Source organism: Halobellus rufus (assembly GCF_000739575.1).
In the GTDB taxonomy this organism is placed as follows: domain Archaea; phylum Halobacteriota; class Halobacteria; order Halobacteriales; family Haloferacaceae; genus Haloquadratum; species Haloquadratum rufum.
The window spans coordinates 1-11,258 of record NZ_BBJO01000046.1; the positions used below are offsets into that span (position 1 = coordinate 1).

Annotated in this window: 7 protein-coding genes and 4 pseudogenes; 6 read left to right on the forward strand and 5 right to left on the reverse strand. The window is 56.5% G+C overall.

Features of this window, described 5'->3' with window-relative positions; translation table 11 throughout:
* The 4 genes and pseudogenes from ACP99_RS16170 to ACP99_RS16185 all read left to right on the forward strand — a co-directional run.
* Window positions 1-634: ribonuclease H-like domain-containing protein (locus ACP99_RS16170; protein WP_231554323.1), on the forward strand; the 634-nt coding region annotated here is incomplete at its 5' end.
* Between the two features lie 275 nt (window positions 635-909).
* Window positions 910-1,839 carry a hypothetical protein gene (locus ACP99_RS16175; protein WP_345775639.1) on the forward strand — a complete coding sequence of 310 codons (930 nt, stop codon included), beginning with the start codon at window positions 910-912 and terminating at the stop codon, window positions 1,837-1,839.
* Window positions 1,840-1,841: 2 nt separating this feature from the next.
* A complete protein-coding gene (locus tag ACP99_RS16180; protein ID WP_049987591.1) occupies window positions 1,842-2,147 on the forward strand; it encodes a hypothetical protein in 306 nt (101 codons plus the stop codon).
* A gap of 2 nt (window positions 2,148-2,149) precedes the next feature.
* Window positions 2,150-4,326: pseudogene (locus ACP99_RS16185) on the forward strand (type B DNA-directed DNA polymerase).
* Between the two features lie 19 nt (window positions 4,327-4,345).
* On the opposite strand, the gene ACP99_RS21435 reads toward ACP99_RS16185, so the two are convergent.
* Both ACP99_RS21435 and ACP99_RS21055 read right to left on the reverse strand, forming a co-directional pair.
* Entirely contained in the window at window positions 4,346-4,633 is a 288-nt protein-coding gene (locus ACP99_RS21435; RefSeq protein ID WP_081927545.1) for a zinc ribbon domain-containing protein, read from the reverse strand.
* A gap of 147 nt (window positions 4,634-4,780) precedes the next feature.
* A pseudogene (locus ACP99_RS21055) lies at window positions 4,781-6,099 on the reverse strand (phosphoribosylamine--glycine ligase).
* 1,274 nt (window positions 6,100-7,373) lie between these two features.
* On the opposite strand from ACP99_RS21055, the pseudogene ACP99_RS16195 reads away from it, so the two are divergent.
* A pseudogene (locus ACP99_RS16195) lies at window positions 7,374-8,647 on the forward strand (orc1/cdc6 family replication initiation protein).
* Between the two features lie 464 nt (window positions 8,648-9,111).
* Here the strand turns inward: ACP99_RS16195 and ACP99_RS21060 are convergent.
* A pseudogene (locus ACP99_RS21060) lies at window positions 9,112-9,442 on the reverse strand (hypothetical protein).
* A gap of 309 nt (window positions 9,443-9,751) precedes the next feature.
* Window positions 9,752-10,342, reverse strand: a complete 591-nt coding sequence (locus tag ACP99_RS16200) for a hypothetical protein (protein WP_049987592.1) — start codon at window positions 10,340-10,342, stop codon at window positions 9,752-9,754.
* A 121-nt stretch (window positions 10,343-10,463) separates the two neighbouring features.
* On the opposite strand from ACP99_RS16200, the gene ACP99_RS16205 reads away from it, so the two are divergent.
* Entirely contained in the window at window positions 10,464-10,874 is a 411-nt protein-coding gene (locus tag ACP99_RS16205; RefSeq protein WP_049987593.1) for a helix-turn-helix domain-containing protein, read from the forward strand.
* Between the two features lie 65 nt (window positions 10,875-10,939).
* On the opposite strand, the gene ACP99_RS16210 is transcribed toward ACP99_RS16205, so the two are convergent.
* A partial coding sequence (locus ACP99_RS16210; RefSeq protein WP_081927546.1) for a hypothetical protein occupies window positions 10,940-11,258 on the reverse strand: 319 nt, incomplete at its 5' end.

The following is an 11,258-nucleotide window of genomic DNA, read 5'->3' on the forward strand; positions in this document are numbered from 1 at the left end:
ACTCGAAGCCCTCCCTGGAGCCTCGTCATGGCACGTGGACCGGTGGATTGCTCATCGACAGGCTTTCGAAAACGATGAGGTCGTGATTCTAAACAAATCCGCCTTCGACGACCTTCACGATACGGAGCCTCTCCTCTTGGACATAGAAACGGATCTTCAGCAGGATCGGATCTGGCTGGTCGGCACCTACAGTTACAAGAACGACACGTATCGACAATTCTTCGATCCGGACGACGAGTCAGCACTCCTTCAGGAGTTGTCTGAGTACCTTAATGACCATAGCACCGAGCCAATCATCTACTACGGAGGGAACTACTTCGACGAACAGTGTCTAAGTCGCAGATTCGACGAACACGGCATAACTGAGGGGATTGACCATCTGGAGCGAGCACACGATCTCGGTATAACTGCACAACAGGAACTCTTCGGACCCTTCAATCGGCATAAATTGGATGTCGTAGCGAGCGCACTCGGCTTTGAATATCAAGACCCGACCGTCGATGGATTTGTGGTCGGGAGCAAGTACACACGATATCTCCTCGACGGCGAAGAACCAGACTGGGATCGACTCAAACAGTACAATAACGACGATGTAACCGCGCTGAGAACGATCGTCGATCACATCAGATCGTAGGCTCGGGGGATATGCGGGGCCGTCAGCAGAATTCCGTGAGAGCGATATCATCATAGATTCAGAGAGTCTTAACCAACGGTTGAGCTGAGGTCCCGCCGGACTGTTGGTTAATCCGCCGATACTGTCCGCCTTCCTCTCTGGAAACCATCTCGGAAACGGTCGAACGATGGCAGAAATCCGTTGCCTGAGTCCAGTTCTACATTCCTTCCAGCCCTTCCCTGAAACGCGGAAGCGCCACGCCGCGGCTTATCGGGAACGTACACAACTAGTCGAGTATGGGAGAACACTCAACGTCGAATCGATTGGCGGTAGACCAGCCGACACGGGGAGCTGACCGCAATCGGTCCCTCGCTGATCATGCCGATCCGGCTGCGGACGAGATGCTGCTGCCGCAACTCGACGACGGTATCACCCTGCTCGACGTCGAAGGAGGCCGCGGCGTCCCGATCCTGCAGTCGCTCGTGCTCGACCATCTCCTCCTGCACGACGGGCCCGCCTTCTGGGTCGACGCAAACGGACACGCGACGACGACAACACTCGCTCAGATCGCGCCCAGTCAACGGTTGCTCAACCGAATCCACGTGGCACGCGGATTCACTGCCTACCAGCACTACGGCGTCGTCTGTGATCTCCCGACGGCAGTGAACAAGTCGATCCAGACGTCCACCGCCGACGCCCGGGCGGCCGGTGGAGAGGCGCAAGGTCGTGACGAGGACACGTCGCCCCACACGCCCGCCCTCATCGCCGCGCCGGCCGTCGACGCCCAGTACCGCGCCGACGATACCCTCGGTGAAACCCACGCGAAAACCCTCCAGGCCCGCACCCTTGCCCGGTTAGCGACCTACGCCGAGGGGTACGGCATCCCGGTGCTCGTTACGCGAAACGAACGAAACGAATTCACCGAGCCAGTCGCAACGGTCGCCGACCACCACCTCGAGTGTAAGCAAACCCGGATGGGGCCACGGGTCGTCGGCGAAGACTTCGAGACGCTCGTCTATCCCGTCGACGACGGCGCGTACTACCAGACGACGTTCGCGTACTGGCGGCAGCTGCTCGCGGCACGCGCCACGCAGGTCGGCGTGGAACCGACGACGCCGGCGCCGTCGACGCCGACCCCGGAGGGCGTCACAGCTGACGGTGAGACGGTGGCGGCCACCGCGGACCCCCTGCTCGATGCGTGGACGACGACCGGCGGAGGGCGATAGCGATGGGGCGCACGAACCCAACCTACCGTGATGCACTGCGGGCCATCGAAGAGCGCTGGGCGGAGTTCCGGCGGGCACTGCGGCGTCGCGACCAGCCGCGCTTTGACCGGCTGTTCGAGTACGCCCGCGAGCACGCCGACGCGAGCGGGCTGTTGAACCACCAGAACCCGCTGCTGTCGGCGCTGCTCAGCATCGATCTCGAACAGGAGGCCCGCCTCGATGACCACGAGGAACGCCTCGAGGAGCTCGAAGCCGCAGTCACTACGAGCGATGACCAAGAGGCCGCTCCACCGGACGCGAACCAGTGACGATGCCGTTCAGTATCGACTTTCTGGACGACGGGCGCGTCCTGGAGTGGGAGGCAACCGTCGACGGCGCCGTCGCGACCGAACGCGATGACTACACCCCACGCTTCTACGTCGCCGCTCGCGACCCTGATGACGACCTTGACCTCACGACACTCCAGTCGGTGTACGACCAGCACCCGGACGTCGTCGCGACCGAGCTGGTTGCGCGACGGCCGGGCTTTCGACGGGACGAGGAGGCCGTTCTCGCCGTCGACGTCACCCACATCGACCGCGTCACCCCACTCGCCCGGCAAGCGCGCCAGCTGTCGGCCTATCCAGTCGGGGATCTCGCCTGCTTCAACGTCGACTTCTCGCGGGAGTTCCGGTACTGTCTGGAGACCGGCGCCGATCCGACGCCGGCGAGCGAGCTGTCGACGCTCCGGCTCAGCGTTCCGGTGACCGAAACGAGCAACGACGTCTATGGGGAGCTGGCCGTCGCCGGCGACACCGTCACCGGCTCGCCGACGGATCTCCTGACCGCCGTCCAAGGGGCGCTCGACGCACACGATCCGGACGTCCTCGTCTGCTCGACGAGCGAGATCGTCCCGACCCTCCACGAGATGGCGACGGACGCCGGCGTCGACGACTTCTCGCTGAGTCGGTGGCCGGACGTCGACTACCAGCAACTCGCGAGCCGGTCGACGTACTCGAGCTACGGCCGCGTCGGTCACTCCCCGGCGCGGTACAACGTGCCCGGCCGGGCGATCATCGACGAGTCGAACACGTTCTTCTACGGGGAGACGAACCTCAAGGGCGTCCTCGACCTCGTGTCGCGCTCGAACAAGCCCGTCCAGGAGCTCGCGTGGGCGTCGATCGGGAACGTCCTCACGGCGATCCAGATCTGCGAAGCCCACGACCGCGGCGTCCTCGTCCCGTGGAACTCCTGGCGTCACGAGTTCTACAAGCCGATGGGGACGCTCCACGACGCCGGCCGCGGCGGGTTCATCTTCGCGCCCGAAGTCGGCCTCCACGAGAACGTCCACGAACTCGACTTCTCCTCGTTGTATCCGAACATCATCTGTACCCGGAACGTCTCGCCGGACGTCATCCGGTGTGACTGCCACAGCGATCGCGACGACGTCCCCGGCCTCGGGTACTCGATCTGCGACGACCGGGGCTATCTCGTCGACGTGCTGCAACCGATCATCGACGCTGGCGACGAGATCAAGGCGGCCATCCGTCGCGAGAAGGATCGGGACGATCCCGATGAGGACCGATTGGCGGAACTCGAGGGGCGGTCGGGAGCGCTGAAGTGGATCCTCGTTGCCTGCTTCGGCTATCAGGGGTTCAGCAATGCGAAATTCGGCCACATCGAGTGCCACGAAGCAATCAACGCGTTCGCTCGCGAGATTCTGCTGACGGCGAAACAGCGGCTGGAATCCGAGGGCTGGCGGGTCGTCCACGGCATCGTCGACTCCATCTGGGTGACCCCGGCTCCCGAAGTCGACGACGATGACCGCGCGGACCTAGAACAGATTGCCGCGACGGTGACCGACGAGGTCGGAATTCGTCTCGAATACGAGGAATCGTACGAGTGGGTCGCGTTTGTCCCCCAACGCCAGAGTCAAACCGGCGCGCTAACGAAGTATTTCGGAAACGTCGACGGACGTGATGAGTTAAAATTACGAGGAATCGAGGACCGGCAGCGATCGACGCCAGAGTTCGTTGAGGCCACACAGCGGGCGTGCATCGAATGGTTCGCCGAAACCCGGGATTCACACGCCGTCGTAGACGTGGTAGAGAGTGCCATTTCGAGGCTACACACAGGCACAGTAGATCCTACTCCCCTCATCGAACGGAACCGCGTCTCGAAGCCGTTGGACAGATATTCACAGTACACGCAAAACGTGGCTGCACTCGAACGGGCATCCGACCAGAACCTTTCCATCCATCCTGGGCAGAGCATCGAGTATGTGGTCGTCGACGACGACAAGACCTCGCGGGATCGAGTCGCACTCGCCCACGAGGATCCGGACTCGTACGACGCGGCGTACTACGAACGCAGGTCGTTCGAGCAGCGGAGAGTGTACTCTCCCCGCTCGGCTGGGATCGCGAAGGCATTCATCGGGAACTCGGCGACGCCCGTACAGCGAAACTCACAGCGTTTGGTGATTCGGACGAGGAGGGGCAGAACCCCTGATCGGTCACGACTAGCTCGTCTATCGTGAGTGAGCGGGATTGGATTGACTTGTAGTCACTCGTACGGGAAGGTGAAAATGTGTGAAGTCACACTCTGTGTGACTACATCGCTGACTGGTGTATGCCGGGTTCACCGTTTCACCGGTGATTCCCTCTGCCTTAGTTTTATACTCAGTTTGCCGTCGCAGTTCCCTGAACGCCCACTGCAGGAACTTCGAGGCGTCTGGTATCCGCGTATCCCATCCAATGTCTCGAAGACGATGGTCGCACAGCCGTGTGTGACGGCTTATTCGACCAGTCGATTCGATGTTCGGTGCAAGAAGTCCTCAGACCACCGGGCGAACCTGGTCCCGACAGACTGGATAACACCACTCGCTGAGTACGAACGTCTACACAGACTACGGAGATATCAAGGATCGACATCTCGGAGAGATACACAAGTTCCGACTTAGTGTCTAATCCTCACTAGGTCCGAGGTATCCCCACGCCAAGAGGCGGTCACCCTCACCCTCGATCCAGCGCTCGCCAATGTCGTCCCGGTAGTACAGATTCGGCATCACGATGTTGTCGATACGACCGTACGCCTGCTCGCGTGCAGCCTGCATTGTGTCTCCTTTACCCGTTACGACAATCGGCATCCCGTTGTCGCCTGCAGCTCGCCATTGGCCATCAATTTTCTTTGTATCTTCGAGATGGATACCCTCGTGGCTCTCGGTCTGGAAGACAACCGCCGCGTTTCGGGAATTTTTATCGTACGTTTTCGCGTCGTCGAATGGAAACGGTGGCAGAACAACACGAACGGCGACTTGGAACCCATTGTGAACCTGTATTTCAGGGTAGTTACCGTTCGCGAGGTCGTATAAGAACGCCCCCGTCGAGGATTCAATAGATTCCTCTTGGAGTGCAATCGTAGGGTACCCGAATCGCGGGGTGAACTCCAGGGGGTAGATCCCATTTTGGTTGACGATGCAGTTGATGTCGATACTGCCGATATACCCCTCATTCGCAAGCCAATCCTCGATCTTCCCAAACGTCTTTCTGAACAGTTTGTTCTGCCCGGCCCAGAACCTCGATGTCCCCATCTCACCCGTCGACGGCCGATGTTTCCTGGGAATAATTTCTTATGCTCAAAATTAAAATTGACTTGGTCGATGAACTCAGTCCCGTTGAAGAAGCCGCAGATAGCGATTTCGACGCCTTCGACTTTCCGTTGCAACTGGAACCCCTTCATTCGGTGGCCCCACGCTTTTTTGTAGGCCTTCAGCACGTCGACGACGTCGCTCCCATCGTCTTCGCTCCCGACGTAGAGCAGTCGCTTGACGTTCTGGACTTCGCCCAGCGGCTTGATTACATACGGAGCGGGGTTCTCCTGAACGTGCTGAATGCCGGCGTCGAAGTTGTTGAAGATGTGATGTTCGATGGTATTCACGCCACACTCGTCGAGAATCTCCATTGCGTAGCCACGATCTTCTTCGAGGTGATCCGTGTTGGGCGTCCCGCCGACGACCGCTTTCCCTTGCTCACGGAGCTCATTCGCAAGCTGCCCTGTCCCAACATCCGATCCAACCCAGATGTCGTCGAAGATGATGACATCGGCCCACTCAACCTCGGCGCGCCAGTCGTCGGTTTTTGGCACGAACCCATCGCCGATTTCCTTGTCGCTCTCGGCCTCAATGTAGTACTTCACGTCGTACCCCTCGCGGTGAACCTGCCACGCGAGGTCGGTGATCAGTGCGGCATCAGCGGAAACAAATAAGAAGTGTTTGGATTCCATTATTTTAGGTTACACAGCGGTAATTGTGATGTGTACATCTAGTCTCTCTGACTAGATGGTACAACAATCTATTAGGATTGTAGTTAATTCCTCTTCGACCAAAAAGCTGCATCGTGACGGACCCGAGGCAACCGAAAGCAAACGGGTAGCTCTCAATTCGATCAGATCAGTAGCGAAGCCTGCTGGATCGACCGCTCCGAAAAAATATGGCTTATTTTTCGAGCAATTGGTGGTAGACTCCCCCGTGATCAATAGCTGAGGCACTCAGCTTACTCCCCCGGTAGATACTCGAAATAGCGCTGGGAGAAACCCCTGCAAAATAGATTAACCAACAATAATGGGTGGAAAGGAGAAACTGATGGTTAAATTTTGAAAGTGGATCCATCGAAACAGAAGACCGTGGGGCCCGACCGAGGATAGAGACACACTTCTATCGAAGTGTTACGCGTTGGGTAGTCAACCCCCCTTTAGAAACGAAGTACATCGAGTACAAGGAGGGACGTAGGATGTCTTGAATGAACAGACACCCCTCTATCGATGTGTTCAGATGAAACGATAACCCGTAAAAACAGGAAAGATAGACTCAAACGGTGGTAGAAAGAATCCGCGAAAAACGGTGAGAAATAGCGTGGGAGAAGCCGATTTACACATAGACGAGTGCGATCATACTATGAAGAATGACAGAAACTAAATGAACAGATCGAGCACATCGATAGAGGTGTGTGTGTGTTTGTTCGTGTGTAGAAAAAAGAAGAAAGGAAAATCTCGAATCAAACTATAGACCGGCTGTATTCACGTATATCCTCAACTGACGTGTTACCGGCTATGATGTGAGTATCTTGCCTCGACCGCGTATTTGTTACAATCCAATAGCCTCCCCCCACCGGTTTCTACCGAACACATCGATAGAGGGGTGTGTCTCTTGGTACACGCACTCTGTGGTGAACACTTCGTTGCCCGCTTCAGAAAAGCAAGTCCAATATCGCCAACTATTGTTGAAAAACTCCCCCTTGATCACCTCTAGCAACAAAATACACTTCGATAGGGGTGGGGCAACCTTTTTGTTCCCCGGTTGTATGGTCGTCAGTATGAGGACTCACGATTCTGATGGCTCCACGACAGACTCGGATCCATCGGAAAATGAGACCACGACGGACGCGGATCTCGTATCTAATTCCTCAGATTCTGATTTGTCCTCGCAATCGACAGGCCAATCGTCATCTCGTCACTCCGCCGGATCGGACCAGACGACGGAGTCACAATCCATTGAGGAGATGCTCCTCGAGTTCGACGAGCAGGAGGGGCTCATCCGTGATCGGTCACTCCTCGATCCAAATTACATCGTTGCAGAGGACCGAATCGTCGGTCGCGATGAACAACTTCAGGAAGTCACGAAGATGCTACGCGTGGCACTCGGCGACAACCGTCCCCCGAACCTGTTCTTGTACGGTCCTCCGGGACGGGGAAGTCGCTCATCACAAAAGCCGTCTGCAAAAACATTAGTCGCATCTGTGACTCACGGGATATTCAGTTCGGCACAATCGAAGTCAACTGCCAGGATCTCGACACGCTCGGCGTCGCGGTCTATGAACTCGCACAGAGAGCCGCAAACGAGGCCGGCGTCGAGGTCGAAGTTCCGAAACACGGCGTGGCGACGAAAGAGAAGTGGGATGAACTCTACCGCATCGTCAACGAGAATTTCGATTCCGTCGTCTTCGTCCTTGACGAACTGGATATGCTCGTTGGCCGCCGGGACAAACAGGAGCCTGCGTTCTCTCGGTTGCTCTACCAACTCTCGCGAGCAGGTGCCGCCGACGAGCTGACTGCGTATCTCTCTGTGGTTGCGATTTCGAACGACACAAAGATGATGGAGTCGGTCGGCAGTCGTGCATTAAGCTCGTTCACTCCTGAAGACGTCCATTTCGACGACTACGATGCGAACCAGCTTCAGTCGATACTCCGCCGGCGCCAGGACGCTTTCCACGACGGTGTTGTTGAAGACGACGTCATCCCGTTGGCAGCAGCGTTCGCTGCACAAACTCACGGTGACGCACGAAAGGCGATTGACTTGATGCGTGTGGCGGGTGAACTCGCTGAACGAGAGGGTGACGACCGTGTTCGCGAAGAACACGTCCGACAGGCCCAGGATAAGGTCGAAAAGAATCGGGTCCTCGAAGTTGTCCGTGGGATTAGCACACAAAAGAAACTCTGCTTGTACGCGACGGCGGCTGTTGCGTCCGAAACGAACGACGGCACTGCGCGGAGTACGACCGGGTATCGGGTGTATCAGTACCTGACTGACTCGATCGATGCAGACCAGTACCAACAGGAATCCTACGTCAATAAGATGAAGGAGCTGACGACGTACTCGTTGGTCGACTTTGAGCGCCGGAGCCACGGGCCAAGCTCTGGGATGTTCCTCGAGTTCCAGTTCGGTGAACGGCCGGAGACCATCTTGGACACGCTCCGTGAGGATTCTCGTCTCAAGATTGTCTCTGACGACGAAGTGACATCGGTTGTGAGAGCACAACTCCGAAACGAGACCTGACTAGAACCACATTCTTTGGTGGTGGACTCACTGCCCCCTCCCCTCTATCGATGTGTATTTGGGAGAGATCCACATACACTCCGATAGGGGCTCTCTGCGTCTTGAATTGTGATTGAGGCGAAGGGTATAGGTCGGCTTACATCACACACCCCTATCGAAGTGTGTTCAGCTACTAGAGGACCTAAACGGATCGAAAAGCAGAACAATCTAATTTTAGTTCCTTCATTTACGATCATAGCTCCACACTCGATTTGTTGTTACAAATCCCCTGTGGATATCTGCGGATTTCACACCTCTATCGATGTGTTTGATCTATTACTCCAATGGAACACACCTTTATCGATGTGTTCTCTACGACGGGGGAAATACACACCTCTATCGAAGTGAAAACCAACAGGAAGAGTGCTTTGGCTCCTTATTTTAGGAATCGGGAGAAATGGAGAAGTCGTGGAGTGCGATACTCCTCATCGAATTTTGCCCTCCGAATTGGCCGATCCTTTATACTGGGAACGAATCTTCTCGTCTTCTCTCCACTGCCAGTCGTAGTAGCGGGTGTCGTTGATCTCTTTCACTGTGATTGTTGCTTTTGAGGGGACGCTTCCGGAAGGTTCTTTGCCCGCTCTTCGACTTGGTTGTTCCCTATGTTTTCCGCTAGTCGTGTCTCTCGATCATAGTATCCCGCGAGCTCTTCGGCGAATCGAGCGACTTATCGGAGTACCTCTGGAGGTTGATCATCGAGTTTCGAAACGATGTCAGCTGGATTTCGTGAGGTGGACCTGGTGGTGAATAGGACATTGGTCGTGACTTGTTAACCAACGTCGTTAGCCAATCTCTTAGAATTGTTGGTTAAACCTATCGTCTATTGACTCAGGAATTCCTCGATAACTGCTACTGTAGCAGCGAGTGTCTGCCGCCGGTCCTCTCGTTCTCCGATTTCTTGATTCAACTGCGGATCTCTGTTGAGAGTTGCTCAACTACGTCCGTCGTCTCAGAGATATGGCTATCGGGACAAGGTATGTTCCCATTCCGAATTCCGAGACCGGCCCGTCGTAGATGCTTGTACCCACCGCTCGGGATTCCCGTGTCTTCAGATGCGGGAGGATGTCAATTCTGTCCTCTCACAAGAGCCTCGGCACACCCGATGAGGTCATCCTCGGTTGTCCACTGATAGAGACGTCCAGCATCGTCGAGCATATCGAAGATCGCAGTCTGCATTCCGCTATACGGGTTGTCGATATTGATGCTCGTATCGACCGCGTCCGCATTCAACGAGTCATACTCGCGTTTGAACACGTGTGTCTTCGTGAAGTACTTCTCGAGGGCAGTGAAGTAGCCTTGTTCGACGAGGAAGCCGCCTTGGCCGTGTTCGGCGACACCCACAATGAGATCCGTATAATCGGCGAGAAGCCGGAACTTGAGGTAGGTGTTCGTCCACTCGCTCCGAATGTCGACCATCAGGAACGCGTACGCACCGGGCTGCCGGTTGAGCCGGTCTTTCACGAGCTGCAGACGACGGATTTCGGGTTTCCCGTAGCTTCCGAGGACAAAGTACGACTCCTCAGCTGAGAATATCGGCGAGAGCTCTGCAACACTCTGTTTGAGCGCTTCGTACTCTTCCGGTGTGAGTGACCCCTCGTGAAGATACTCATCCGCTTTTTCGGCGAGTTCGTCGACAGTGACCGGCTCATCACTCATTCGAGCGGGGCTTCTACCGTAATCTGCTTTAATGTGGCGAACACTTCGGATACAGTATCGCCCTAAACCGATTCGCATCTAGGCGAAACGCTTTTGCACGCACTACACGAATTCTTGTGTAATGAGTACCTCCGATCACACGCCAAGGGACCTGGAGTCCGTTCGGGATCGACTCAACACCGTTACCCAAGAGACACGATTCGCGCTCCTCCAGGACATCCTCGGGCATCCGTTGGAACTACCGACGCTGAAGGAACTCGACTACGTCAATCCAAGCAAGAGCCAGACGACGATTCGCCAGCACCTCCAACAGCTTGTCGACGTCGGAATCGTCGAGGAAGTACTCCTGCCGGAGGACCGACGACGGAACGATCTGCCGTACAAGTTCTACGGCATTAGTGAGCGTGGTCGACAGTTCCTTGAGGAGCATAAGCTCCACCGGGCACAAGACACGCTTCGAGAGATCTACGACCGCGTGGATAAGACCGACGACATCAAACGCTACGAGACTGCTCCGCGACCCGAGCGCTAACAGCCCTTCTTTCACTTTGCAGACGCGGTGTCACCCCGGACAACTACCCACTCGATTGGAGCGTTCTACTCGTCGGGATTGACGGGGCCTTTATATTGAGACCGGATTTTGTCTCCTTCCCGCCACTGCCAGTAGTAGTAGCGGTTGTCGTTGATCTCCTTGATCGTGATCGTCGCCTTCGACGGGACGTCATCCGGCAGATCGTCTGGTCGCTCCTCGACCTCTTCTTGATCTGCCGACTCTTCGAGACGGGCCTCTCGTTCCTTGTGCTCGGCGAGAGCCTCAGCGTACGTAGCAACGTCTCGGAGTTGCTCCGGGCTCGACTCGCTGAGCGTGTTGACGATCTCCGTCGGGAGGTTCGCTGGTGGGGTCGGGGGTTCGTAG

What these genes read in the sequence shown, in the direction of transcription:
- ACP99_RS16180 (WP_049987591.1), top strand. Translation starts at nt 1,842, where the DNA reads ATGGGGCGCACGAACCCAACCTACCGTGATGCACTGCGGGCCATCGAA.
- ACP99_RS16205 (WP_049987593.1), top strand. Translation starts at nt 10,464, where the DNA reads ATGAGTACCTCCGATCACACGCCAAGGGACCTGGAGTCCGTTCGGGAT.
- ACP99_RS16200 (WP_049987592.1), bottom strand. Translation starts at nt 10,342, where the DNA reads ATGAGTGATGAGCCGGTCACTGTCGACGAACTCGCCGAAAAAGCGGAT.
- ACP99_RS16175 (WP_345775639.1), top strand. Translation starts at nt 910, where the DNA reads ATGGGAGAACACTCAACGTCGAATCGATTGGCGGTAGACCAGCCGACA.